Origin of the sequence: Pseudomonas sp. FP2196, from assembly GCF_030687715.1 — a bacterium.
Lineage (GTDB): Bacteria > Pseudomonadota > Gammaproteobacteria > Pseudomonadales > Pseudomonadaceae > Aquipseudomonas.
The window spans coordinates 4,287,732-4,312,029 of record NZ_CP117445.1 but is presented as its reverse complement, the minus strand read 5'-3'; the positions used below and the strand labels follow the sequence as shown (position 1 = coordinate 4,312,029).

The following is a 24,298-nucleotide window of genomic DNA, read 5'->3' as shown; positions in this document are numbered from 1 at the left end:
AGCGAAGTGAACTCGCAGTGGTTCCATTCTAGGCCCGTTATGCCCGGTGCACCCGATCAATCCCTCATTGACCGGTCAGCATCGCATCGGCCGGCGCGTTGGCACGCAGTTGGCCGGTGAGCAGGAAGTAGCCGAAACCGACCGCCATGAACCCAAGGAAGATCAACCCGATCAGCGTGTTGAACCATGCCATCGCCACCAGGCAGACCACCGCCAGCACCAGTGCAATCATCGGCACCAGCGGGTAGCACGGCGCGCGAAAGGTGCGCTCCAGATTCGGTTCGGATTTACGCAACTTGAACAGGCTGAGCATGCTCATGATGTACATCACGATGGCGCCGAACACGGCCATGGTGATCATCGCGGCAGTGAGGGTCATGCCGCCGAGGTTAATCAGGCCGTCGCTGTAGATCGCGGCAATGCCGATAATGCCGCCGACGATGATTGCCCGGTGCGGCGTCTGGAAGCGCGACAGCTTGGCCAGCGAAGCGGGCAGATAACCGGCGCGGGCGAGGGCGAAGAACTGGCGCGAATAACCGAGGATGATCCCGTGGAAACTCGCCACCAACCCGAAAAGGCCGATCCATACCAGCATGTGCAGCCAGCCGGAGTTGTCGCCGACCACGGTTTTCATGGCTTGCGGCAGGGGATCGTTGATGTTCGCCAGGGTGCGCCAGTCGCCGACGCCACCGGCAAAGAACATCACGCCCATAGCCAGCAGCACCAGGGTCAGGATGCCGCTGATGTAAGCCTTGGGAATCGTGCGTTTCGGATCCTTGGCTTCTTCGGCAGCCATCGCTGCGCCTTCAATCGCCAGGAAAAACCAGATCGCAAACGGGATCGCCGCGAACATCCCGGCAATTGCGGGTGCCCCGAACACATCCGAACCGGCCCAACCGTTGAGCGCGAAGTTGCTGAAACTGAACGCTGGAGCGACCACGCCCATGAACACCAGCAATTCAGCGACAGCCAGCACGCAGACGATCAGCTCGAAGGTTGCCGCCAGTTTCACCCCAAGGATGTTCAACCCCATAAAGACGATATACGCACCGACTGCTGCGTGTTTCGGATCGAGGGCCGGAAACTGCACATTTAAGTAGGCGCCGATGGCCAAGGCAATTGCCGGTGGTGCGAAGACAAATTCGATCAGCGTCGCCAGCCCGGCGATCAATCCACCTTTTTCCCCGAACGCACGGCGGCTATAGGCAAATGGCCCGCCCGCGTGGGGAATCGCCGTGGTCAGTTCGGTGAAGCTGAAGATAAAACAGGTGTACATGGTCGCGACCATGAATGAGGTCACCAGAAAACCCAGCGTGCCGGCCACGCCCCAACCGTAACTCCAGCCGAAGTATTCCCCGGAAATCACCAGCCCCACGGCAATGCCCCACAGGTGCAGCGTGCCCAGTGTGGGTTTGAGTTGTGTGTTCATGCGTTTGCTCCCTGAACGGTTTGGAAAGCTCGGGGGAGGGCGTGTGCAGTGGGCGTGCCATCGCGGTGAAACAAGTCGTAATGAGTTGAAAGCTGTCGTATCGGGGATGTTCGCGGCGGGATAGCTGCGTTTTGTGCGCCAGTTGAGTGCGATGTTGGCGGTAATGCCGTCTTCGCGAGCAGGCTCGCTCCCACAGGGGAAGGCATTTCAAATTGTGGGAGCGAGCCTGCTCGCGAAGAGGCCCGGCCTGACGGCGCAAAAACCTGCTGTAACGCCCGCATAAACCCACTCTTTACGCTTTCTTTATGCCCCGCCACACCCCTCGCTCTCGTTCCTTTACAGCCTCCTTCCCGACAATCACTCCACACGCGGCAATACGCCGTAACACGGAGATCTTCCATGAGCGTTCTGGACGGGGTGTCACTGCTATTGGCAGTGGGGCTGTTCATTTATCTGTTGGTTGCGCTGTTGCGCGCGGATCGGAACTAGGAGCGGCTATGCACAGTTATGACTATTGGCTGATCCTCGCGTTTTTTGCGGTGGTTCTGTTGCCGGCGCCGTTCCTCGGGCGCTTCTACTACAAAGTGATGGAAGGTCAGCGCACCTGGCTGACGCCGATTCTCGGCCCGGTCGAGCGCGGTTGCTATCGCATTGCCGGTGTCGATGCGCAGGCTGAGCAGAGCTGGCAGAAATACACGCTGGCGCTGCTCGCATTCAACCTTGCCGGTTTTCTGCTGCTGTTCGCGATTCTGTTGTTCCAGGATCACCTGCCGCTCAACCCGCAGAACCTGCCGGGTCAGGAGTGGACGCAGGCGTTCAACACCGCGGTCAGTTTCATGACCAACACCAACTGGCAGTCCTACAGCGGTGAAGCGACCCTCAGCTACCTGAGCCAGATGGTCGGCCTCACCGTGCAGAACTTCGTCAGCGCCGCCACTGGCCTCGCCGTACTGGTTGCGCTGTGCCGGGGTATCGGTCGCAAGTCGACTAAAACCCTTGGCAACTTCTGGGTCGACATGACTCGTGCCACCCTCTATGGTCTGCTGCCGCTGTGCTTGCTGTTGGCGCTGTATCTGGTCTGGCAGGGCGTGCCGCAAACCTTCGCTCAGTATGTTAATGCTGTGACCATGCAGGGCGTTGATCAGGTGATCCCGCTCGGCCCGGCCGCCAGCCAGATTGCGATCAAGCAACTGGGCACCAACGGTGGTGGCTTCTTCGGCGTGAACTCGGCGCACCCGTTCGAGAACCCGACTGCGTGGAGCAACCTGTTCGAAGTCGCTTCGATCATTCTGATCCCGGTAGCGCTAGTGTTCACCTTCGGTCACTACGTCAAGGATCTGCGTCAGAGCCGCGCGATCATCGCCTGCATGCTGGCGCTGTTCCTGATCGGCGGCGCGACTTCGCTGTGGGCCGAATATCAGCCGAACCCGACTCTGAACAACGCTGCTGTTGAACAGACCGCACCGCTGGAAGGTAAAGAAGCGCGCTTCGGTACCACCGCCACGGTGCTGTGGTCGGTGACGACGACGGCGGCCTCGAACGGCTCGGTCAACGGCATGCACGACAGCCTCAATCCGCTAAGCGGCATGGTTGCACTGGTCAACATGATGGTCGGCGAAGTGATCTTCGGCGGCGTCGGTGCCGGGCTCTACGGCATGTTGCTCAACGTGCTGATCGCGGTGTTCCTCGCCGGTCTGATGATTGGCCGTACGCCGGAATACCTCGGCAAGAAACTCCAGGCGCGGGAAGTGCAATTGCTGGTGGTGACCCTGCTGGTCATGCCGGTCGGCGTGCTGGTGCTCGGTGCGATTGCCGCAGCGGTTCCCAGTGCAGCAGCGACCATCAGCAACCCCGGCCCGCATGGGTTCAGCCAGTTGCTCTACGCCTACACCTCTGCCAGTGCCAACAACGGTTCGGCGTTCGGTGGCCTAGGCGCCAACACACCGTTCCATAACCTGATGCTCGGTCTGGGCATGTTGATCGGTCGCTTCGGTTACATCCTTCCGGTTCTGGCCTTGGCCGGCAGCCTGGCGATGAAGAAAACCGCACCGATCGGGCAGAACAGCTTCCCGACTCACGGCCCGCTGTTCGTGACCCTGTTGACCGTGACCATTTTGCTGGTGGGCGGCCTGACCTTCTTGCCGACTCTGGCGCTCGGCCCGATTGCCGAACATCTGAGCATGGGCTTCTAAGCCTCTCTTTTTAGGAGCAGCATCATGAATATGCCTGCAATCAAACCCGCTGCTGCCAAGGCACCGGAACAAGCGAAAACCGCGATCTCGGCGCTGTGGCGTCCGGCGCTGGTGCAAGCGTTCGTCAAGCTCGATCCGCGACAATTAAAGCGTTCGCCGGTGATGCTGGTGGTCGAACTGACCGCGATTTTCACCACTGTGCTGTGCTTCATTCCGGACGCTGATGTGCCGACTTTCGTCGCTGCGCAAATCGCTCTGTGGCTGTGGTTCACCGTGCTGTTCGCCAACTTCGCCGAAGCCTTGGCCGAAGGTCGCGGCAAGGCCCGCGCCGACAGCCTCAAGGCCGGCAGCGAAGGCCTCAGCGCCCGACGCAAACAAGCTAACGGCAGCTTCCAGGTTGTGCCGGCTACCAGTCTGCGCAAGGGCGATGTAGTCCGTGTCGAAGCAGGGGAGATGATCCCCGGTGACGGCGAAGTCATCGAAGGTATCGCCGCGGTCAACGAAGCGGCGATCACCGGTGAATCCGCACCGGTGATCCGCGAGTCCGGCGGCGACCGTTCGGCGGTCACCGGCAACACGCGATTGGTATCCGACTGGCTGTTGGTAAAGATCACCGCCAACCCCGGTGAATCGACCCTCGATCGCATGATCGCGTTGGTCGAAGGTGCCAAGCGCCAAAAGACCCCGAACGAAGTCGCGCTGGATATCCTGCTGATCGGTTTGACCCTGATCTTCCTGGTTGTGGTCGTGACCCTGCAACCGTTCGCCCGCTTCGCCAACGGCAGCCTGCCGCTGGTCTTCCTGGTGGCGCTGCTGGTCACGCTGATTCCGACCACCATCGGCGGCCTGCTCTCGGCGATCGGTATCGCCGGGATGGATCGTCTGGTGCGCCTGAACGTGATCGCCAAGTCTGGCCGTGCCGTAGAGGCGGCCGGTGACGTGCATGTGCTGTTGCTGGACAAGACCGGCACCATCACTTTCGGTAACCGTCGTTGCAGCGCGGTGTATGCCGCGCCGGGCGTCAGCGGTCGCGATCTGGCCGAGGGCGCGCTGTTCGCCTCGCTGGCGGACGAAACTGCCGAGGGTAAATCCATCGTCGAGTACCTGCGCGGTCTGCATCCGCAGCCCGAGCCGTCGCCGGAAACCCTGACTGCCGTGCCGTTCAGCGCTGAAACCCGCTTGTCCGGTGTCGACTATCAGGGCCGCGTTTATCGCAAAGGTGCAGTGGATTCGCTGCTGAGTTTCATCGGCCAAAAACGCTCCGATCTCGCCCCGGCGTTGTCGCGAGAAATCGACAAGATCGCCCAGAGCGGCGGTACACCGTTGCTGGTCTGCGTCGACGGCAAACTGCTCGGTGCGATCCACCTCAAGGACGTAGTGAAACCCGGTATCCGCGAGCGTTTTGCCGAGCTGCGCAAACTGGGGATTCGCACGGTGATGGTCACCGGTGACAACCCGCTGACCGCCGCTGCAATCGCCGCTGAAGCAGGCGTGGATGACGTGCTGGCTGAAGCCACCCCGGAGAAAAAACTCGCCCGTATTCGTCACGAGCAGAACGACGGTCGCCTCGTCGCCATGTGCGGCGACGGTGCCAACGACGCCCCGGCGCTGGCGCAGGCTGACGTCGGTATGGCGATGAACGACGGCACACAGGCCGCGCGTGAAGCAGCCAACATGGTCGATCTCGACAGCGACCCGACCAAGCTGCTGGACGTGGTGCAGATCGGCAAGGAATTGCTGGTGACTCGCGGTGCGCTGACGACCTTTTCCATCGCCAACGACGTGGCCAAATACTTCGCGATCCTGCCGGCGCTGTTTGCCTCGATTTACCCGCAACTGGGCGTGCTGAACATCATGCAATTGACCAGTCCGCAGAGCGCGATTCTGTCGGCCATTGTGTTCAACGCGTTGATCATCGTAGTGCTGATTCCGCTGGCTCTGCGCGGTGTGCGCGTGCAAGCGGCGAGTGCGGCGGCGTTGCTGCGACGCAATTTGTTGATCTACGGGGTGGGCGGGATTCTGGTGCCGTTCGTGGGGATCAAGGCGATCGACATGTTGCTCACGGCGTTGCATCTGGTTTGACCCATTCGCGAGCAGGTCGAATCGTCGCACCGTGGCTCCTGCTTTTGAAGTGCGTTCTCCTGTGGGAGCCAGCCTGCTGGCAATTAACTCGACACGGTCCGACTGATTAACGCTGTATCTGTTTTTGAATTCGAGGATTTTGCAATGTCCACAATGATACGTCCGGCCCTGAGCCTGCTGGTGCTGATGACCCTGGTCACCGGCGTTGCCTACCCACTGGTCGTCACTGGCGTCGCCCAAGTCGCGTTCCCCGCGCAGGCCAACGGCAGCCTGGTCCAGGACGCCGCCGGCAAAGTCCGCGGCTCAACCCTGATCGCACAGGATTTCGTCGGCGATGCGTGGTTCCATCCACGCCCATCGGCCGGTGCGTTTGCTACGGTTTCCAGCAGCGCGAGCAACCTGGCGCCAAGCAACCCGGCACTGGCCACTCGAGTGATCGACGAAGCCAACAAGCTGCAAGTTCCTGGGCAAGGCCCGGTGCCGTTGGCATTGCTGACCACCTCCGGCAGCGGCCTCGATCCGCACTTGCCACCGGCGGCAATTGCCTATCAACTGGCGCGTGTTGCGGCCGCTCGCAACTTGCCGGTGTCGACCGTGCAGCAGTTGATTGATGCCCATATCGAACAGCCGCTGGTAGGGCCGCCAGTGGTGAATGTGCTGGAGCTGAACATGGCACTGGAAAAGCTGTAGATCAAAAGATCGCAGCCTGCGGCAGCTCCTGCACTGGGTCGGCGTACACCAGCAATCTGGATCGGCGTACCCCCTGTAGGCGCTGCCGCAGGCTGGGATCTTTTAACGCTTCACCTCCATTTCAAACCGAACAAGGCAATCCCAGATGAGCGATTCCGGCCGCGCCGACGCGCTGTTAGCAGACCTGCCCCGCGACGGCCGTGGCCGGCTCAAGGTTTTCCTCGGTGCCGCGCCCGGCGTCGGCAAAACCTACGCCATGCTCCAGGCCGCCCATACCCAACTGCGCCAAGGCGTGAAAGTCATTGCTGGCGTCGTCGAAACTCACGGCCGTGCCGAGACCGAAGCGCTGCTCGGCGGCCTGCCACAGCAGCCGCTGGTACGCTCGGAATACCGTGGCGTACTGCTCGAAGAAATGGACCTGGACGGCATCCTTGCGGCCAAGCCAAAACTGGTGCTGGTCGATGAACTGGCCCACAGCAACGCCCCCGGCAGCCGCCACGCCAAACGCTGGCAAGACATTCAGGAACTGCTCGCCGCCGGCATCGACGTGTTCACCACGGTCAACGTCCAGCATCTGGAAAGCCTCAACGATCAAGTGCGCGGCATTACCGGCGTGCAAGTACGCGAAACCCTGCCGGACTGGGTACTGCAAGAAGCTTACGAACTGCTGCTGATCGACCTGCCGCCGCGAGAATTGCTCGAGCGTCTGCGCGAAGGCAAGGTCTACGTGCCGGAGCAGGCACGCGCCGCCATCGATGCATTTTTCACCCAGACCAACCTCACCGCACTGCGCGAACTGGCGATGCAAACCGCAGCGGCGCAGGTCGATAACGATCTCGCCCAAGGCTATCGCCAACTCGGTCAAGCGGCCCCGGCCGTGCGTGGGCGTTTGCTGGTCGGGGTTGATGGCGATGCGCAGGCCGAGCGCCTGGTGCGCCACGCCAGTCGGGTTGCTCAGCGTCGGCATCTGCCCTGGAGTCTGGTGCACGTCGACAACGGCACGGTGCGCGACGAGCAATCGCGTCTGCGCCTGCAAAGCGCCCAGCAACTGGCCGAACGCCTTGGCGGCGAAGTGGTGTTGCTGCGCGCCGGAGAGGTGGCTAAAACCCTGGTCCAGCATGCCGCCGAACGTCGCGCGAGTCTGGTGCTGGTCGGCCAGTCCCGGCCGCGTCTGCGTCGTCGCCTTTTCGGCGGCGGTCTGGCCGCGCGGTTGTTGCGTCAGGCTCATGGCCTGGAAATCAACGTCCTCGACAGCGATCAAGAGCAGCATCAGCCGCGCCAACGATCAGCGCCGACACTGGTGTGGTTCGACTATGCGCTGGCGCTGGTCGCCACGGTGTTGGCCACTGCTTTGGCGTGGGCGGTGTCGAGTGTGTTGCCGCTGCCGAACATCTCGCTGGTGTTCCTCGCGGCGGTGTTGCTGGTGGCGGTGCGCAGCAGCCTCGGCCCGGCGCTGGCTTGTGCCGCGTTGTCGTTTCTGACCTACGACTTTCTGTTCATCCCGCCGAATTTCTCGTTCAGCATCCAGCGTGAAGAAGACGTGCTGACCTTGCTGTTCTTCCTGCTGATGGCGGCGCTCACCGGTAACCTCGCGGCGCGTCAGCGTCGGCAGTTGCAGGCGTTGCGCGACACCCAGGAAGAGACCACCGAGCTGCTCGATCTGTCGCGCAAACTCACTGCCGCCACCGACCGCCAAGCCGTAGTCAGCGCCGCTGCGCAACACCTCAACGGGTGGAGCGATCTGCAACTGTGCCTGCTCAACCGGGACGGGCAGGGCGGCTGGAAAGTCGAAACCGGCGGGCCGCTGGAATTTACCGAATCCGAACGTGCTGCCGCCGACTGGGCATGGCAGCACGATCAACCGGCGGGCATGGGCACCGGCACCTTGCCGTTCGGGCGTTGGTGGTGGTGGCCGCTGTCGGTTGAGGACGGGCCGTTGGCCTTGCTCGGGGTCTGCGCCAAAGAAGGTCAGACGTTGAGCGGCCAGCGCCGTCGCTTGCTCACGGCGTTGAGTCAGCCGTTGGCGCAAGCACTGGCCCGCGCGCAACTGGCAGATGACCTGGAAGCGGCGCGCCTGCACGGCGAAACCGAGCAATTGCGCAGCGCCTTGCTGGCCTCGGTATCCCATGATTTGCGTACGCCGCTGACGTCGATGCGCGGCAGCATCGACAGCCTGTTGGCCTTGGGCGAAGCCATCCCGCTGGAGGATCGCCGCGAACTGCTCGAAGGCACCCGCGATGAAGCCGAGCGCCTCGACCGCTACATCCAGAACCTGCTCGACATGACTCGCCTCGGCCACGGCGCGCTGAAGCTGGCGCGAGACTGGGTTTCGCCAGCCGACATCGTTGGCAGTTCGCTCAATCGCCTGCGCGCGGTGTTGGCGCCGTTGCAGGTCAGCACCGATGTGCCGGCCGAATTGCCCTTGCTGTATGTGCATGCGGCGTTGATCGAACAGGCGCTGGTCAACGTGCTGGAAAACGCTGCACGCTTCTCGCCGACCCATGGTCGTCTACAACTGAGCGCGGGGGCGAGTGACCAAGAGATTTTCTTCTCGGTCAGCGATGAAGGCCCCGGGATTCCGGAAGACGAGCGGGCGAAGATTTTCGACATGTTCTACACCGCTGCACGGGGCGATCGCGGCGGGCAGGGCACCGGCCTCGGGCTGGCGATCTGTCAGGGCATGGTCGGCGCTCACGGTGGGCGAATCAGCGTCGCCGACGGCATCGACGGACGCGGAACCTGCATCACCCTGCACTTGCCGTTGCAGGCGCAACCGGGGATGGACGATGAAGCCTGATCGCGACTGCGCTACTCTCTTGCCAATCTTTCGTGTTGATGTGAATTCATGAGCCAGACCGCGACCATTTTGGTCATCGATGACGAACCGCAGATCCGTAAATTCCTGCGCATCAGCCTCGCTTCACAAGGCTACAAAGTGCTGGAGGCGGGCACGGGGGCCGAAGGCTTGGCGCAGGCGGCACTGAACAAACCGGATTTGCTGGTGCTCGACCTCGGCCTGCCGGACATGGACGGTCAGCAAGTGCTGCGCGAGTTTCGTGAGTGGGCCACTGCACCGGTACTGGTGCTGTCGGTGCGGGCCAGTGAAGGGCAGAAAGTCCAGGCGCTGGATGGCGGCGCCAATGACTACGTGACCAAGCCATTCGGCATTCAGGAGTTTCTCGCCCGGGTGCGCGCGCTGCTGCGTCAGGCACCGGCGGGAGAGGCGCAGCAGGCGGCGCTGAATTTTGGCCCGTTGACCGTGGATCTGGCTTATCGGCGCGTGCTGCTCGATGGCGTCGAAGTGGCCCTCACGCGCAAGGAATACGCGGTGCTGGCGCAACTGGCGCGGCATCCGGGGCGAGTGATCACCCAGCAGCAATTGCTCAAGGATATATGGGGGCCAACCCATACCGAGGACAGTCATTATTTGCGGATCGTGGTCGGGCATTTACGGCAGAAACTGGCGGATGATCCGACCCGGCCGCGGTTTATCGTGACTGAGGCGGGGGTTGGGTATCGGTTGATTAGCGACAACAACCTTTGAGATTGGTGTTGTCCTTTCTGGCCTCATCGCTGGCAAGCCAGCTCCCACAGTGGCCTGTGTGAAAACCCAAGCTTCAATCACACCGAGAACCCTGTGGGAGCTGGCTTGCCAGCGATGAGGCCCTTACGGTCAGCCGAGAACTTCAGGACTCTCTGTTCTGCTCGCTCTCATACCGATCGAATGTATCCCGAGCAATTTCCCGCCCCAGCGCGATCAATTCCGGCGCCTTGTAAAACTCGAAAAAACGGCACACCCGTTTCGGCACGTTGATCAGGATATCCGGCGGGTACCCGGCGATCTTGTACTGTGCTAGGGAGGTTTGCATCACCTCGAAACTCTGGTTGATCAAGTCCAGCAATGACGCCGGTCCGACGTTGTCGATGATGAACGAACCGGTGGCGGATTTCGGTGCGCCTTCGCGCTCGGGCGCAGCGGCGGGTTGTTGGGCTTCGGGCTCGACGCCTTCCAGCCACGGGTTGATGTCCGCGGCTTCGGCGCGCAATGCTTCCTGCTCCAGTCGCAGCAATTGTTCGGCTTGTTTACGGCGGAACGGCATCTTCGAGCCCAGCGAGTTGATCAGGCTGTCGAACCGCGAACGAAAGGCTGGCGGGCGCTGGATCACCGGCAATTTGTAATGCCGCTGGTTGGTCGAGTTGAGATTGACCGCGATGATCAGATCGCAATGGCTGGACACCACCGGCACGATCGGCAGCGGATTGAGAATGCCACCGTCGACCAACATCCGGTTGCCTTGCATCACTGGGGTGAAGAGGCTGGGAATCGCCGCCGAGGCGCGCATGGCTTGATGCAGGCAGCCTTCCTGAAACCAGATTTCCTGTTGGTTGGTGAGGTCAGCGGCGACGGCGGTATAAGGAATGCGCAGGTCTTCGATGTTGATCTCGCCGACGATCTTGCGGATCTGGCCGAAGACCTTCTCGCCGCGAATCGCGCCGAGGCGAAAGCTCACGTCCACCAGCCGCAACACGTCGAGGTAATCCAGCCTTTCGATCCAGTTCTTGTACTCGTCGAGTTTGCCGGCAGCGTAGATTCCGCCGACTACCGCGCCCATCGAACAACCGGCAATACAGGCGATGTCGTAACCGCGGCGTTCGATCTCTTCAATGACCCCGATATGGGCATAGCCCCGGGCGCCTCCGGAGCCCAGCACCAATGCGACACGCTTTTTCATCAAACTTCCTCCCCGACAAGGTTTCACAATGCACTCATCGAAGAAGGGCGACAATCGGCGCGGTCGTTCGATGCGGTGAAGGCGTCGTTTTTTCGATACTCCATCACCACTCGGCGCTATCCTTTCGAAACCGCAGATTCCGGGTGGGCAAGGCACTTTTTCGCCGCTCGACCGTCTTACCTGCACGACTGTTGACCTATTTTGAGGTGTGAGTGATGAAAGCCTGGATCTGTGTACCGTTGATTGCCATGGCATTGGCCGGCTGCGCCGGTAAAACCGCCTATCGCGACAGCTGCGGCAGCCAGCTCGACACCGCATGGCATGAGCTGGATCTGGCCAAGGCCGAAGGCTTTGCCGGCACCGTCAGTTATTCCAAAGCACTGTCGTTGCTGACGGCGGCCAAGACCCAGCAGCAATTCGAGGGCTTTGAAGGTTGCAGCAAGAAAGCCGAGAAGGCGCGTTTCTACATTCGCGAATCTCGCGCCGGTCGCTAAGCTGCTGACATAGCGCAAGCGGGACGCGGCTGCAAAGTTGCAGACTCATCCCGCAAGCCATTTTGAATCAGGAGCAAGTGATGTCTGCTTTGGTTGACCGGTTGGTGGCTCACATCCTGAGCCTGGAAGTGCGGCTGCTGGCCTGTCAGGCGCGAATGACAGCGCGCACCGATCCCGAGGCGCTGCATGATCTGCGCACCACGGTGCGGCGGCTGCGCAGTCTGTTGCGGCCGTTGCGTGGTTTGCCGGGTGTCGAGCAACTGGAAGGCGCGGCGTCGGCGGTCGGCCAGGTGACCACGCCGTGGCGTGATCGCGAAGTGCTGGCGGCGTACCTGCTCGAACACGATCACCCCGTTGCTGCGCAAAAACGCATGGCGCAAATGGCCGAAGCCTATCCGGCGCTGGCGGCGAGTCATGAAGTGGCCTCGCTGCTGATGATCCTTGACGCTTTCCCGCGGTTCCTGCGCGCGTCCCAGCGTCAGGGTTTGCTCAAAGGACTGGATAAGCGCATCGAAAAACGCCTCGGCAAGCAGTGGCAGAAACTCGATGAGGCACTGCACGATCCGGCCCACGACCGGCATCGCCTGCGCCTGCTGATCAAGCGTGTGCGTTACGGCATCGAAGCCTATCCCGAACTGGATGGCTTACCGAAGCCGGCGCTGGAGCGCTTGAAGTCGGCACAAGGTGCGTTGGGCGATTGGCACGACTGCTGGCAGTGGCTGGCCAAAGCCGAGCAGGAAGCGGATCTGCAGCCGTGTGTCGCGACGTGGCAGGCGACCATGATCAAGGCTGAAGTCAAAGCGGATCGGGTCCTGGAAAAGCTCAGTTCCACCTGCTTCAAATAATCTCGAATCGCCCTGAATTCCTGTGGGAGCGAGCCTGCTCGCGATGAGGTCATGTCAGTCGACATCATTGTTGTCTGACCCACCGCATTCGCGAGCAGGCTCGCTCCCACAGTGGTTTTTCATTTGGTTTGAAATTGGCGTAAGGCCTATCTGTCAGCCCATTTGACCGGAATAGACGCTGCGGCGCTCTGCCGGGCTGGTTAAGATCCCTGCACTCTCTTTCCGCTTTTTGAGGTTGCCATGCGCTTTTGCGATTTGCTCGATGCCGTCCGCCGCCAACCTGAGCTGACCATTCCCGCCGAATGGGCGCAGGGCCGCGCCAGTTTCGGTGGCCTGGTGGCTGCGCTGCAATACGAAGCCATGCGCGCCAGGGTGCCGGCGGAGCGCCCGGTGCGTTCGCTGGCGATCACCTTTGTCGGCCCGGTCGAGCCAGAAGTGCCGGTGAGTTTCGAGGTCGATGTGCTGCGTGAAGGCAAAGCCGTCAGCCAAGTGCTTGGCCGGGCCATGCAGAACGGTCAAGTGGTAACGCTGGTGCAAGGTAGTTTTGGCGCCTCACGAGCGTCGGAAGTCGTAGTGCCGGCACTTCCTGCTCCGCAGATGAAGCCTTGGGACGACTGTCAGGAGTTGCCATACATCAAAGGTGTAACACCGGAGTTCATGCGCCATTTGGCGATGCGCTGGAGTGTGGGCGGTCTGCCATTCACGGGCAATACGTCGCGAGACATGGGCGGTTGGGTGCGTTTGCGGGGAGATGTGAAGGAGGAGCCTGTCACTGAGTCGCACATTCTGGCGCTGGTGGATGCCTGGCCGCCGTCACTGTTGCCACACCTGAAGAAAGTGGCAGCGGGCAGTACGCTGACCTGGACTATCGAATTCGTTCAGCCGTTGCGCGATGTGAGTACGTTGGATTGGTGCAAATATCAGGTTGAAACCGAGTACGCCGTCGACGGCTACGGTCATGCTGCCGCCAAGCTTTGGAACGCTGAAGGGGAACTGATCGCGATGAGTCGCCAGACCGTCACGATCTTTGCCTGAATCAGTGTCGACGGTGGCGCTCAACCCAGGCGCGCCACCAACCGCCGCTGAGGAAGAAACGCGGAAAGGTCAGAAACTGCTCGACCAGCAGGCGTGACACGGCATCTTTGCGATCACTGAACGGCTCGGAGGCTTGCGCCTCCAAGCGGTGACCGTGGCGCTGCAAACCCAGCGCCGCGACGATACCGATCACACCGATGGCCACACTGGCCAGGCTCAAGCTGAACACCCCGGAAACGATCAGCAGAAACGCGACGATAAACAACGGCACGGCAATCAGGTGCAGCACCAGATTGGTCGGATGCTTGTGGTTGTTCGGGTACGCGCGCCATTGCCACGCGGGAAGGTTGGGATGACGTTTACCCATGTTGACTACTCCTCGATCCATGTTGAACACATGGGTTGAAGAATAGGCCGGGGACGGGAGGGCGGCGAATCAAGGTTGGCTATTGAAGTGATAGGCGTCATCGCAGGATTCGATGTTGCCTGGATGGACGCCATTGCGAGCAGGTTCACGCCTACAGGAGATTTGTGATTGCCACAGATCCACTGTAGGCGTGAGCCTGCTCGCGATGAGTCCTTCAGAGTTTCAATTGACCTATCGCCTTGCTCAACTCGCCAGCCAGCGTCGCCAACTCATTACTGGTGGTCGCCGAATCCACCGTCTGCTGCACGGTGTTCTCGGTCACATCACGAATGCTCACCACCGCCCGATTCATCTCTTCGGCGACCTGACTCTGTTGTTCAGCCGCCACGGCAATCTGCGTGTTGCTCTCACGCATCTGCGCCACCGCCCCGGTAATCTCCGCCAACGCCTCGCCGGCCTCCTGCGCCTGCTGCACGCAGTCGTCGGCCTTGAACGAACTCTCCTGCATGAAATCCACCGCATCGCGCGTGCCGGCCTGCAGCGCCGAGACCATGGTGGTGATCTCATCGGTCGAGGTCTGCACTCGCTTCGCCAGGTTGCGTACTTCATCGGCAACCACTGCAAAACCACGGCCCATCTCACCGGCCCGGGCGGCTTCAATGGCGGCGTTGAGCGCCAGCAGATTGGTCTGCTCGGCGATGCTGTGAATCACGCTGACCACGCTGTTGATCTTCTGACTGTCCTCGGCCAGCCGTTGAATCATCTCGGCCGTCTGCTGCACGCCGCTGGACAGCCCGGCAATCGAATGCTGCACGCGCGCCACCACTTGCTGGCCACTGCCGGCCAAGCCGTCGGCGGTCTGTGAGAGGTCGCGGGTGGCGCCGGCGTGTTGGGCGATGTGGTAAACCGTGGCGGTCATTTCGTTGATCGCTGTGGCGGCCTGATCGGTTTCGCTTTGCTGGCCGAGCATGCCGTGACGCACTTCGTTCATGCTCGAGGCCAGCCGCGCCGCACCGACATCCAGTTGCCGCGCGGTGTTGGCGACGGTGGTGACCACGCGTTGATAGCCTGCCTGCATGGCGTTGAACGCATTGGCCATCTGCCCGACCTCATCCTTGCCGGCCAGCGGGACACGGGCGGAGAGGTCGCCGCTCTTCTCGACGTGCAACATCACGTCTTTCAGCGTGTTTAGCTGGCTGAGCAGGAAGCGGATCAGCAGTTGTGAAGCGCCGAGCATCGCCAGCATCAGGATGAGCACCGCCGCCGCGTAATTGGCAAAACGCTCGCCGAACACTTGCGTCAGGCTTGGTCCATAAGCGATGACCGCGACTTGTTGGCCGTCGGCACGGCTGAACACTTCGGCGCCCAACAGCGGGTTATCGCCGAACAGCGGCAGGTGATTGATCTCGTTCCAGCCGTTGCTGCCGGTGATCTCCAGCAGTGGTTGGTCATTGAGACGTGGGGCTTCGCCGCGTTTAAACGTCAGCACCTGATCAGCCTTGGGCAGCGCCTGCCCGGCCGGCCAAACCTTGAGCAGTTGCGCCTGGGCTTGCGCCGAGGCTTGTGCGGCGTGGCTGCGAGCCTGCTGTTCGAGTTGCACGGCGTACAACACCAGCAGCAGGGTGGTGACGAAGGCGACCGCATTGACCGCCCAGAATTTGTATTTCAGCGAGATATTGCTAAGCCAGGCACCCATGGAGGTTTTCTCTGATAGCGGAAACAGTATTGGCAAGGTGCCAGCATTGTGCCGCTATGCAGGTCCGGGATCTTGATGTACGTCAACAAGCCACGCTGCAAATCCCCAGTGGGTTTTTCGGTTGTGTCAGGAAAAAACCGGCAGGTTAAAAAAGGCCCGGGCACACGCGGTGGTATGCGCCGCCAGGTCTTCCTCGGTTTCACCTCGATGTAGCGCCACCTCACGCAGCACTTCAGTCAGATACGCCGGTTCATTGCGCCCGTTTTTCGGCTTCGGTCGCAAGGTGCGTGGCAGCAGATAGGGCGCATCGCTTTCCAGCATCAGCCGTCCGCGTTTGATCTCTTTGACCAGCGGATGCAAATGGGTGCCCCGGCGCTCGTCGCAGATCCAGCCGGTAATGCCGATGTGCAGATCCAGATCGAGGTAACTGAACAACGCCTTTTGCTCGCCGGTAAAGCAATGCACCACGGCAGCAGGCAATTGATCACGGAAGTCTTTCAGAATTTCCAGCAAGCGCTGACTGGCATCGCGCTCATGCAGAAATACCGGTAATTGCAATTCAACGGCCAGCGCCAGATGTTCTTCGAGGACTTTTTCCTGCTGCGGCCGCGGCGAGAAATCTCGGTTGAAATCCAGCCCGCATTCACCCACCGCCACCACGTTGGATTCGTTCAGCAAACTGCGCAGACGCCTGGCGCTGTCAGCATTCCAGTCACTGGCCGAATGCGGGTGAATCCCGGCGGTGGCGAACAGCCTTTTCCCGCTCTCATCCAGTTGCTGGCACAGCTCAAGCGCCTGTTCGCTGCCCTCGACGCTGGTGCCGGTCAGCACCAGTTGGCAGACCCCGGCTGCGTAGGCGCGATCGAGTACGGCTTGGTGTTTGTCGGCGAAACTTGGGTTGGTCAGGTTGACGCCGATATCGATGAGTTGCATGGTTGCTACCTCGGGCCGAAGGCCGGGAAGCATACCAGAGCTGTAGATTCATAAGAAAAGCCAAGAACTACAACGACTTATGATTGTCTGTTGAGGCCGCGAGACCGCTTGTATTGGCGTAGTAGCCATCACTGTGCCAGTCTCTCGCTCTTTACCAGCGCTCCAAGCGCTCTGTTTTCGTCGGTGATGTCGACCGTTCAGCGGTGATTTCGCCCCGTATTCTTTCCGGAGAGTGGATGGTTCGTCCCTCGGTTTTGTTGCTGTTGTGTGGATCGTTGCTGCTGCCGATGACGGCGGTCGCGCGCTTGCCCGGGCCGTTGCAAGCCGTGCCGGCGGCTAAGGTTCGCGACCTTTCGGAGATTCGTAGCAGCCGGGTGTTGCGTGTACTGGTCAACCAGAGTCGCAACAGCTCCGGCGAAGTCCAGGGTCAGGCCATCGGCGTCGAATACCATCGCCTGCGCGCCTTCGAGCAATACCTCAATGGCCACGCCCGTGACGGTCAGGAAGTCACCCTCAAGATCATTCCCAAAGCCAAGGATCAACTGCTCGGCGCCTTGCAGCGCGGCGAGGGGGATCTGGTCGCGCCCGGCGAATTACTGCAACTGCAATCGGGTTATGCGGTGGTCAGCAGTGAGCCGATTGCGAGAAATGTTCCGTTAGTGCTGGTCGGGATCAAGGGCGAGCGGCGCTACACCAAGGTCGAGCAACTTTCCGGGAAAACCCTCGCGTTGCCAACCGGCAGTGCAGCAGGGGACGCGGTCAGTCAGATCAACCAGAAACTGGCGCTGCACAAACTGGCACCGATCAACATCGAATGGGTCGATCCGACGCTCGCCGTCGAAGATGTACTGGAAATGGTCCAGGGCGGGATCTTCCACTTGACCATCGTCGAGCAACCGATTGCCGAACGCTGGGGCAAGATCCTGCCCAAGCTGCGCTTTGATCGGCAGTTGATGATCAGCGAGCCCGGCGAGGAGTACTGGTTTGTGCGCCGGGACGCGTCGATGCTGCGGGCGAGCATTGATCGTTTCCTGACGGGGTACAAAAAACCTTCGAACGAAGACGCAGCGTTTCTGCGCATCTACCGCCGTCTCTATCAAGTCCATTATCCATTGGCCAAGGCCGACCGCCAGCGTCTGGAGAAGCTGCGGCCAACCCTGCAGAAACATGCCGAAGCGCAAAACATGGACTGGCTGAACCTGGCCGCACTGGCGTTCAAGGAATCGGCCTTGCAACCCAATGCCCGCAGCGGTAGCGGCCCGACCGGCCTGATGCAGATCACCCCGTCCGCCGCGCAGCGGGTCGGCGTGAATAACATTCAGAATCTCGATGCGAACGTGCAGGCCGGGGCCAAGTACCTGGCAATGATCCGTCGCAAGTTCTTCAGCAGTCCCAAGCTCAACGAGCGTGAGCGCATGGCCTTCACGCTGGCGGCCTACAACATCGGTCCGGAGCGGGTGCAAGGCATGCGTGCCGAAGCGCGGCGGCGGGGGTTGAATCCCAATCAGTGGTTTTTCCAGGTCGAGCGCATTGCCATGGAGCAGGTGGGAATGGGCGCCGTCAGCTATGTTAATAGCGTGAACAAGTATTACTTGGCGTTCGACCGGGAGCGAGAGTCGTTGGAGCCCCGGGGACAGAAAGTTGTCTCACGCAAATGATCAAATAAGTTGATTGTTATGGCGCATTATTTGCGCTTTTAACATGAAATTAACTGATTAATATAGCGGCCAACCAACACACACTTCTCGCAAAACAAGGAATACACAATGAGCACTCTGATCAACAAGGTACTGTTCACCCGCGCCGGTTACGGCCTGACCATTCTGCGCATTGCGGTCGGCGTGATCTTCGCCGCTCACGGTGCGCAGAAACTCTTCGGCATGTTCGGTGGCTACGGTCTGGCCGGCACCGCGCAGTACATGGAAAGCATCGGTCTGACCCCGGGCTATCTGATGGCCACACTGGCCGGTGGCACCGAGTTCTTCGCCGGTCTGGCCTTGATCATCGGCCTGCTGGTTCGCCCGGCGGCATTGGGCCTGACCTTCCTGTCGCTGGTGGCGATTTTCACCGTGCACATCAGCAACGGTCTGTTCATGGCCAACAATGGTTACGAGTTCGCCCTGGCACTGCTCGGTGGCAGCCTCGCGGTGTTGATCGAAGGTGCCGGCAAGCTCTCGGTGGACCGCGCCATCGCCGGTTGACCGCTTTGGTGTCTAGTCCTGAAATAGGTTTACACCTGTTTCACCCTAACGCCCGATGCACCGCATCGGGCGTTTTGTATTTTAAAGAGAGGTGCGGCCGCTCCTGGTTGTAGATCGTGACGGCCTCTCGCACCATCTGTGTGGCCTGCGCAAAATCCGCAGGTCGGTGGATCAAGAACTCTGTTTTCAAGATGCCGTTGACCCGCTCTGCCAAGGCGTTTTGGTAGCAGTCGTAGCCGTCGGTCATCGAGCAAGTGATGCCATGCTTTGCGTGCATTTCTTGATAAAGGGCCGAGCAGTACTGCGCGCCTCGATCCGAGTGATGGACCAGTTTCTGAACGCTTCGACGTCGCTTCAAAGCCATTCGAAAGGCTTGCACCACGGAGTTGGTGTGCAGACTTTCATGCACGTGATAGCCGACTATTTTTCTCGAAAAGACATCCGTCACTAAACTCAAATAGGCAACGCCATCACGGGTAGGCAGGTAAGTAATATCGGCCACCCAGACCTGTTCTGGGCCGGTAGCGACTATTTGTTCCGGGCTTGGTTTCAGCAGATTGGGGTGTCGGCGGAAGCGATGATGGCTGTCGGTCGTCTTGTGATACGCCCGTTTTCTGCGGACCAACTGGCGGCTTTCCCGCAAAACCGCGAACAAACGATCCCGGCCAACATGGAGCTCCTGTTGCTCACGCTGCTCATGCATCATCGAATGCAGCTTGCGAGTGCCGATGCACGGTTGGCGAGCACGGACCTTCTCTACAAACGTTATGAGCTGCTGATCCTGGTCGGCCCGAGCCCTGTAGACCCGGTTGCGTTTGTAATAGGCCTGACGGCTTATTCCCATAAATTGGCAAGCCCTGCTGACACTCAGGGTTTGGGTTTGCGCAACGACTTGCCGGGTCGCTTTTTTACGACAGATACGCCGTAGTCATTTTTCAGAACATCGACCACGGCTTCAAAGAATTGGGCTTTCTGAGTTGCCAGCGCCAGTTGTTCCTCGAGTTCTTTGATTCTTTGCTCGGGAGTCAGTGGCAAGGTTGGCTCGTCCATAGATCTGATCCTCTGGGAACGAATGGAGGCGCCTTGGCTCCAGTCCTGGCGACCATGTTTGCGTAACCAAACCAGCACCGTCGACCGACCCTGAATCCCATAGCGCCGCTGAGCCTCTTTATAACTCAACTCGCCTTTTTCGACCTGGTCGACAACCGATAATTTAAAAGCCAGTGTGTAATCACGCTGACTGCGCTTCGTGCCCGTATCCATTGCACCTTCCTGAAAAGAAGTCAGAAGGTGTAAACCTTATTCAGGACGGGACATGGCTCAAACAAAAGGCCCGCATTGTGCGGGCCTTTTTTGTTGTGGCTGATTCTTGACACTGATTGGTCACGTTCTCTAGGATGTTGCCCATGCGCCGATTTAAACAGCTACTTGCGGGGCGCCAGGTGACTTCAACAGTCGCCGTCAGAAGCGGAACAAGGCTTCGAAATACCGCTAAAGCGCTGGTTCGGTGTTGCCTCTCACCTGCCATGCAGACTTTTTGAGGCTGAGACACGACACGATGAATGCACTACGCCCTCCAGCACGTCCCGCGCCGATCACGGCACATATCACCCAGCGCAATCCAAAAATCCTCCTTGGCGGTAAACATCAGCCGACGCTGTTGCGTTATCTCGATGGCTGGCCACGGCGCAGCGGCGGTCCTGCCGCATTCCTGATCCAGTTTGTTGAAGACGGTGAGTCGCTGGCGCGTTTTGCCAGTGACAGTTTCGATCTGGCCGTGATTCAGGCGCCCAGTCAGGAAGACGCCCCACAAATGATCAAGCAATTGATCCGCGTCGCGCGACAGGGATTGATCACTCGTCGCTGATCCCGATTACGGATAATCGATCGCCACGATGTACACGAATTGCTCGCCGGTCGGCGTCTGTACGCGCACTTCGGCATCCAGGGCCTTGCCGATCAAGGCGCGCGCCAGGGGTGAATCGATGCTGATCAGGCCCAGTTTCAGATCCAGTTCATCCGGGCCGACGATGCGGTAGCGCGACTGCTTGCCTTCCTCATTTTCGATAGTGACCCACGCGCCGAAGTAAACCTTGTTCGGATCGCTGGGTTTTTCGCTGACAACCTTGAGCGCTTCCAGGCGTTTGGTGAGAAAGCGCACGCGACTGTCGATTTCGCGCAGCATCTTTTTGCCGTAGGTGTACTCGGCGTTTTCCGAGCGATCACCCTGAGCCGCCGCCTCGCTGACCGATTGCGTCACTTGCGGGCGACGCACATGCCACAGCTCATGGAATTCGGCACGCATCCGCGCTTCACCTTCAGGGGTGATCAGCGCGGTGCCGGCGGTGCGGGGAGGGCGATAACGGCTCATGGCAACTTCTTGTGAGAGAGACAGCCGGAGTCTATCAACCCTCGCGCAACACTGTCAGCGGACTTGCGTTTAGCGCCCGGCGCGTGCCGAACACCCCGGCGCCACCAATCAGCGCCGCGCCAATCAACGGCAGTACCAGCAGCCACGGATGCGGATGCCACGGCAGATCGAACGCGTAGCGATACAGCACCAGACTCACCACTTCCGAGCCAATGGCTGCAAGCAAACCGCTGACCGCGCCGAGCAGACCGAACTCAATGCGCCGTGCCTTGATCAGCAACTGCCGCTCTGCACCCAGTGCCCGTAACAGCGCGCCTTGGCGAATGCGTTCATCCAGCGTTGCCTGCAAACCGGAAAACAGCACGGCCATGCCCGCCGCCAAAACAAACAACAATACATATTCCACGGCCAGGGTGACCTGGGCGAGGATGCTACGCAGCTGTTCAAGCAGGGCTTCGACTTGAAGGATGGTCACAGCCGGGAAGGTGCGCGACAGTTCGACTATCTGCTGGTCGTTTCCGGGGGCCAGATAGAAGCTGGTCAGGTAGGTCGCCGGCAGATCCTTCAGTGTGCCGGGCTGGAAGATCATGAAGAAGTTCGGCTGGAAGTTGTCCCAGTTTATCTCCCGAAGGCTGGTGACCTTCGCTTCACGATTGACTCCACCGACGCTGAATACCATGTGGTCCCCAAGTTTGAGCTTGAGGCTTTCGGCGACCTTGCCCTCGACCGACACTCCCGGAACATCGTCAGACGGTTGCGAGCTCCACCATGAGCCTGCGGTGAGCTTGTTGCCGTTGGGCAATTCAGCTGCCCAGGTCAGACTCAGATCCCGTTGAATCGCGCGGTCGCCGGCGGAATCCTTGCTGACGATTTCTTGCACCGGTTCACCGTTGATGCTGATCAACCGTCCGGGCACCACCGGATAAAGCGGCGCCGCTTGCGCCGACACCTTGATAAGGTGATCGGTGAAGGCTTGTTTGTCCGCCGGCAGGATGTTCAGAGCAAAGTAGTTTGGCGCGTTTTTCGGCAACTGGTTTTGCCAGGTATCGAGCAGTTCGCCTCGCAACAGTGCGATCAATGCCATGGACAGCAGGATCAGACCGAACGCCAACGCTTGGCCGGCAGCCGCCAACGGATGGCGCAACAATTGGCCAAGGCCAAGGCGCCACGGCAGCGAGGCCCGGGCCAACAGGCGGCGCAAGCTGTTCAGCAGCAACAGCAGCAATCCACCCAGAATGACTGCCGCCACGACACCGCCGCCCAGCAGGGCAAACGTCAGTAGCAAGTCTAGGCTCAGGCGCCACATGATCAGGCCGAGAGCGCCCAGCGCGGCGCCATAGACCATCCAGGTGCTCGACGGGATTGGCAGCATGTCGCGGCGCAATACTCGCAGCGGCGGCACTCGACCCAGCGCGGCAAGTGGCGGCAGCGCGAAACCGGCCAGTGCAACCAGCCCGGTGCCGATCCCGGCTATCGCTGGAAACAGGCCGCCGGGTGGCACATCACTCGGCAACAGGTCATGCAACAACGCGAACAGGCCCAACTGTGCCAACCAGCCAAGCAAGGCACCGCTGAGGCTGGCGAGCAGACCGAGTACGCTCAACTGCACACTGAACAGCAGCATGGTTTCCCGGCGGGACAAACCGAGGCAGCGCAGCAACGCACTGGCATCGAAGCGACGGCTGGCGAATCGGTTTGCCGATAGCGCGACCGCGACCCCGGCCAGCAACACCGCGACCAGACTGGCCATGTTCAGATAGCGCTCGGCTTTGCCCAGCGCCCCGCCAATCTGCCGATTGCCATCGCGGGCATCTTGAACTCGCTGATTTGCCGCCAACCCTGGTTTGATCAACTGCCGATAGGTTTCCAGCGCTTGCGGTTCGCCGCGCCACAGTTCTCGATAGGTCACCCGGCTGCCGGGCTGCACCACGCCGGTCGCTACGAGGTCGTCAAGGTTGATCATCACTCGGGGAGTGAGGCTATAGAAGTTGCCGGCGCGATCCGGCTCATAGGTCAGCACCCGTGTCAGCTTCAACGTCTTCATGCCGACATCAATGCTGTCGCCGATCTTCAGATCCAGCGCGGTCAGCAGACGTGCCTCGACCCAGGCTTCACCGGGTTGTGGTTCGCCGCCGGGCTCCTCAGTGGCGAATGGCTCCGGGGCGCTCTTGAGCTCGCCACGCAATGGGTAGGCGCGATCGACCGCTTTGATACTCGACAACTGAATGCCGTTGTCAGTGGCGATGACACTGGAAAACTCCACCACCTGCGCATGGTTCAGGCGCAACTCGGTGCCGCTTCTGATCTGTTCCTCTCGGGCCGGCGAGCTGCCTTCCAGAACCAGATCGGCGCCAAGAAACTCAGTGGCGCGCAACATCATCGCGCCGTTGAGGCGGGCACCGAAGTAACCGATGGCGGTACTCGCCGCCACCGCTACCACCAGAGCGAAGAACAACACCCGCAATTCTCCGGCGCGGGCATCGCGCATGAGTTGGCGAATGGCGAGACTGAACAGACGCAACAGCGGCAGGCGTGCCATCAAGGCTCCAGAGGGGCGACCAACAGCCCGGCTTCAAGACGGATCAGGCGCCGGCAGCGATGCGCCAGGCGTTCGTCGTGGGTCACGAGCACCAGGGTGGTGCCGCGTTCCTTGTTCAATTCGAACAACAGGTCGCTGATGCGCTCTCCGGTGTGGCTGTCGAGATTGCCGGTGGGCTCATCCGCGAACAGCACGTCCGGTTCGGCTGCAAACGCCCGGGCAATCGCCACGCGTTGTTGCTCGCCACCGGAGAGCTGGCGCGGTGAATGCGTCAGACGCTGACCGAGGCCAACCCGCTGAAGCAACTCGGTGGCGCGCTCGCGGGCGTCTTTGCGGCCATCGAGTTCCAGCGGCAGCATGACGTTTTCCAGCGCGTTGAGGCTGTCGAGTAACTGGAACGATTGAAAAACGAAACCCACATGCTCGGCTCGGATGCGCGCGCGCTGGTCTTCGTCGAGATTGCTCAGGCTCTGGCCGGCCAGTGTCACTTCGCCGCTGCTCGGCAAATCGAGTCCGGCGAGCAGGCCGAGGAGGGTGGATTTGCCGGAACCGGACGCGCCGACGATGGCCAGGCTGTCGCCCTTGTTCAGTTCCAGGCTGAGTTCGTGCAGGATAGTCAGTTCACCTTCCGCGCTGGGAACCACTTTGCTGAGGTTCTTCGCGGTGAGAATGCTTGCGCCCATGGAGAATC

21 protein-coding genes are annotated in these 24,298 nt (G+C 60.6%); 12 read left to right on the top strand and 9 right to left on the bottom strand.

Annotation, left to right across the window (positions count from 1 at the left end):
- Window positions 1-64 precede the first annotated feature (64 nt).
- Window positions 65-1,429, bottom strand: a complete 1,365-nt coding sequence (gene eat, locus PSH79_RS19245; protein ID WP_305439033.1) for an ethanolamine permease — start codon at window positions 1,427-1,429, stop codon at window positions 65-67.
- Window positions 1,430-1,828: 399 nt separating this feature from the next.
- On the opposite strand from eat, the gene kdpF reads away from it, so the two are divergent.
- The 6 genes from kdpF to PSH79_RS19215 all read left to right on the top strand — a co-directional run bounded on the left by kdpF (window position 1,829) and on the right by PSH79_RS19215 (window position 9,937).
- Window positions 1,829-1,918, top strand: coding sequence for a K(+)-transporting ATPase subunit F (kdpF, locus tag PSH79_RS19240; RefSeq protein ID WP_007899818.1), 90 nt, complete (start codon window positions 1,829-1,831; stop codon window positions 1,916-1,918).
- An 8-nt stretch (window positions 1,919-1,926) separates the two neighbouring features.
- Window positions 1,927-3,621 carry a potassium-transporting ATPase subunit KdpA gene (gene kdpA / locus PSH79_RS19235; protein ID WP_305439032.1) on the top strand — a complete coding sequence of 565 codons (1,695 nt, stop codon included), beginning with the start codon at window positions 1,927-1,929 and terminating at the stop codon, window positions 3,619-3,621.
- Between the two features lie 24 nt (window positions 3,622-3,645).
- Window positions 3,646-5,703, top strand: coding sequence for a potassium-transporting ATPase subunit KdpB (gene kdpB, locus PSH79_RS19230; protein ID WP_187677700.1), 2,058 nt, complete (start codon window positions 3,646-3,648; stop codon window positions 5,701-5,703).
- A gap of 144 nt (window positions 5,704-5,847) precedes the next feature.
- Entirely contained in the window at window positions 5,848-6,393 is a 546-nt protein-coding gene (gene kdpC, locus PSH79_RS19225; protein ID WP_305439031.1) for a potassium-transporting ATPase subunit KdpC, read from the top strand.
- 145 nt (window positions 6,394-6,538) lie between these two features.
- Window positions 6,539-9,190 (top strand): sensor histidine kinase KdpD, encoded by a 2,652-nt coding sequence (locus tag PSH79_RS19220; RefSeq protein ID WP_305439029.1) that lies wholly within the window; start codon window positions 6,539-6,541, stop codon window positions 9,188-9,190.
- Between the two features lie 48 nt (window positions 9,191-9,238).
- Entirely contained in the window at window positions 9,239-9,937 is a 699-nt protein-coding gene (locus tag PSH79_RS19215; RefSeq protein ID WP_305439028.1) for a response regulator, read from the top strand.
- A 142-nt stretch (window positions 9,938-10,079) separates the two neighbouring features.
- On the opposite strand, the gene PSH79_RS19210 is transcribed toward PSH79_RS19215, so the two are convergent.
- Window positions 10,080-11,126 carry a patatin-like phospholipase family protein gene (locus tag PSH79_RS19210; protein ID WP_305439027.1) on the bottom strand — a complete coding sequence of 349 codons (1,047 nt, stop codon included), beginning with the start codon at window positions 11,124-11,126 and terminating at the stop codon, window positions 10,080-10,082.
- Between the two features lie 215 nt (window positions 11,127-11,341).
- Between PSH79_RS19210 and PSH79_RS19205 the strand changes: the two genes are divergently transcribed.
- The 3 genes from PSH79_RS19205 (at window position 11,342) to PSH79_RS19195 (ending at window position 13,500) form a co-directional block, all read left to right on the top strand.
- Window positions 11,342-11,620, top strand: coding sequence for a hypothetical protein (locus PSH79_RS19205; RefSeq protein ID WP_305439026.1), 279 nt, complete (start codon window positions 11,342-11,344; stop codon window positions 11,618-11,620).
- 80 nt (window positions 11,621-11,700) lie between these two features.
- Window positions 11,701-12,465, top strand: coding sequence for a CHAD domain-containing protein (locus PSH79_RS19200; protein WP_305439025.1), 765 nt, complete (start codon window positions 11,701-11,703; stop codon window positions 12,463-12,465).
- Between the two features lie 240 nt (window positions 12,466-12,705).
- Window positions 12,706-13,500, top strand: a complete 795-nt coding sequence (locus tag PSH79_RS19195; RefSeq protein ID WP_305439024.1) for an acyl-CoA thioesterase II — start codon at window positions 12,706-12,708, stop codon at window positions 13,498-13,500.
- 1 nt (window position 13,501) lies between these two features.
- Here PSH79_RS19195 and PSH79_RS19190 read toward each other — a convergent pair whose 3' ends face one another.
- The 3 genes from PSH79_RS19190 to PSH79_RS19180 form a co-directional block, all read right to left on the bottom strand.
- Window positions 13,502-13,867, bottom strand: coding sequence for an Mpo1-like protein (locus PSH79_RS19190; RefSeq protein ID WP_305439023.1), 366 nt, complete (start codon window positions 13,865-13,867; stop codon window positions 13,502-13,504).
- A gap of 214 nt (window positions 13,868-14,081) precedes the next feature.
- Complete coding sequence (locus PSH79_RS19185; protein ID WP_305439022.1) at window positions 14,082-15,563, bottom strand: methyl-accepting chemotaxis protein; 1,482 nt, start codon at window positions 15,561-15,563, stop codon at window positions 14,082-14,084.
- 126 nt (window positions 15,564-15,689) lie between these two features.
- Entirely contained in the window at window positions 15,690-16,496 is an 807-nt protein-coding gene (locus tag PSH79_RS19180) for a TatD family hydrolase (RefSeq protein WP_305439021.1), read from the bottom strand.
- 236 nt (window positions 16,497-16,732) lie between these two features.
- On the opposite strand from PSH79_RS19180, the gene PSH79_RS19175 reads away from it, so the two are divergent.
- Together PSH79_RS19175 and PSH79_RS19170 are read left to right on the top strand one after the other, a co-directional pair.
- The gene (locus PSH79_RS19175) at window positions 16,733-18,154 is read left to right on the top strand and encodes a transglycosylase SLT domain-containing protein (RefSeq protein ID WP_305439019.1); all 1,422 of its coding nucleotides are present in this window, start codon (window positions 16,733-16,735) and stop codon (window positions 18,152-18,154) included.
- A gap of 108 nt (window positions 18,155-18,262) precedes the next feature.
- Window positions 18,263-18,697 (top strand): DoxX family protein, encoded by a 435-nt coding sequence (locus PSH79_RS19170; protein WP_187677689.1) that lies wholly within the window; start codon window positions 18,263-18,265, stop codon window positions 18,695-18,697.
- Between the two features lie 40 nt (window positions 18,698-18,737).
- Here PSH79_RS19170 and PSH79_RS19165 read toward each other — a convergent pair.
- Window positions 18,738-19,960 (bottom strand): IS3 family transposase gene (locus tag PSH79_RS19165; RefSeq protein ID WP_370872524.1). Its coding sequence is split into 2 segments (ribosomal slippage): window positions 18,738-19,609 and window positions 19,609-19,960, totalling 1,224 coding nucleotides; the frame shifts between segments, so codons are not numbered across the junction.
- Window positions 19,961-20,255: 295 nt separating this feature from the next.
- On the opposite strand from PSH79_RS19165, the gene PSH79_RS19160 reads away from it, so the two are divergent.
- Entirely contained in the window at window positions 20,256-20,564 is a 309-nt protein-coding gene (locus PSH79_RS19160) for a class I SAM-dependent methyltransferase (protein ID WP_305439018.1), read from the top strand.
- Window positions 20,565-20,570: 6 nt separating this feature from the next.
- On the opposite strand, the gene greB is transcribed toward PSH79_RS19160, so the two are convergent.
- From greB to PSH79_RS19145, 3 genes are read right to left on the bottom strand one after another with little or no spacing between them, the layout of a single operon-like run.
- Window positions 20,571-21,068 (bottom strand): transcription elongation factor GreB, encoded by a 498-nt coding sequence (gene greB / locus PSH79_RS19155; RefSeq protein WP_305439016.1) that lies wholly within the window; start codon window positions 21,066-21,068, stop codon window positions 20,571-20,573.
- A gap of 34 nt (window positions 21,069-21,102) precedes the next feature.
- Window positions 21,103-23,607 carry an ABC transporter permease gene (locus PSH79_RS19150; RefSeq protein WP_305439015.1) on the bottom strand — a complete coding sequence of 835 codons (2,505 nt, stop codon included), beginning with the start codon at window positions 23,605-23,607 and terminating at the stop codon, window positions 21,103-21,105.
- A complete protein-coding gene (locus tag PSH79_RS19145) occupies window positions 23,607-24,290 on the bottom strand; it encodes an ABC transporter ATP-binding protein (RefSeq protein WP_103304726.1) in 684 nt (227 codons plus the stop codon). The genes PSH79_RS19150 and PSH79_RS19145 overlap by 1 nt, the downstream gene beginning before the upstream one ends.
- Window positions 24,291-24,298 lie beyond the last annotated feature (8 nt).

Coding starts and splice junctions, on each gene's coding strand:
- eat (WP_305439033.1), bottom strand. CDS start 1,429: ATGAACACACAACTCAAACCCACACTGGGCACGCTGCACCTGTGGGGC.
- kdpF (WP_007899818.1), top strand. CDS start 1,829: ATGAGCGTTCTGGACGGGGTGTCACTGCTATTGGCAGTGGGGCTGTTC.
- kdpA (WP_305439032.1), top strand. CDS start 1,927: ATGCACAGTTATGACTATTGGCTGATCCTCGCGTTTTTTGCGGTGGTT.
- kdpB (WP_187677700.1), top strand. CDS start 3,646: ATGAATATGCCTGCAATCAAACCCGCTGCTGCCAAGGCACCGGAACAA.
- kdpC (WP_305439031.1), top strand. CDS start 5,848: ATGTCCACAATGATACGTCCGGCCCTGAGCCTGCTGGTGCTGATGACC.
- PSH79_RS19220 (WP_305439029.1), top strand. CDS start 6,539: ATGAGCGATTCCGGCCGCGCCGACGCGCTGTTAGCAGACCTGCCCCGC.
- PSH79_RS19215 (WP_305439028.1), top strand. CDS start 9,239: ATGAGCCAGACCGCGACCATTTTGGTCATCGATGACGAACCGCAGATC.
- PSH79_RS19210 (WP_305439027.1), bottom strand. CDS start 11,126: ATGAAAAAGCGTGTCGCATTGGTGCTGGGCTCCGGAGGCGCCCGGGGC.
- PSH79_RS19205 (WP_305439026.1), top strand. CDS start 11,342: ATGAAAGCCTGGATCTGTGTACCGTTGATTGCCATGGCATTGGCCGGC.
- PSH79_RS19200 (WP_305439025.1), top strand. CDS start 11,701: ATGTCTGCTTTGGTTGACCGGTTGGTGGCTCACATCCTGAGCCTGGAA.
- PSH79_RS19195 (WP_305439024.1), top strand. CDS start 12,706: ATGCGCTTTTGCGATTTGCTCGATGCCGTCCGCCGCCAACCTGAGCTG.
- PSH79_RS19190 (WP_305439023.1), bottom strand. CDS start 13,867: ATGGGTAAACGTCATCCCAACCTTCCCGCGTGGCAATGGCGCGCGTAC.
- PSH79_RS19185 (WP_305439022.1), bottom strand. CDS start 15,563: ATGGGTGCCTGGCTTAGCAATATCTCGCTGAAATACAAATTCTGGGCG.
- PSH79_RS19180 (WP_305439021.1), bottom strand. CDS start 16,496: ATGCAACTCATCGATATCGGCGTCAACCTGACCAACCCAAGTTTCGCC.
- PSH79_RS19175 (WP_305439019.1), top strand. CDS start 16,733: ATGGTTCGTCCCTCGGTTTTGTTGCTGTTGTGTGGATCGTTGCTGCTG.
- PSH79_RS19170 (WP_187677689.1), top strand. CDS start 18,263: ATGAGCACTCTGATCAACAAGGTACTGTTCACCCGCGCCGGTTACGGC.
- PSH79_RS19160 (WP_305439018.1), top strand. CDS start 20,256: ATGAATGCACTACGCCCTCCAGCACGTCCCGCGCCGATCACGGCACAT.
- greB (WP_305439016.1), bottom strand. CDS start 21,068: ATGAGCCGTTATCGCCCTCCCCGCACCGCCGGCACCGCGCTGATCACC.
- PSH79_RS19150 (WP_305439015.1), bottom strand. CDS start 23,607: ATGGCACGCCTGCCGCTGTTGCGTCTGTTCAGTCTCGCCATTCGCCAA.
- PSH79_RS19145 (WP_103304726.1), bottom strand. CDS start 24,290: ATGGGCGCAAGCATTCTCACCGCGAAGAACCTCAGCAAAGTGGTTCCC.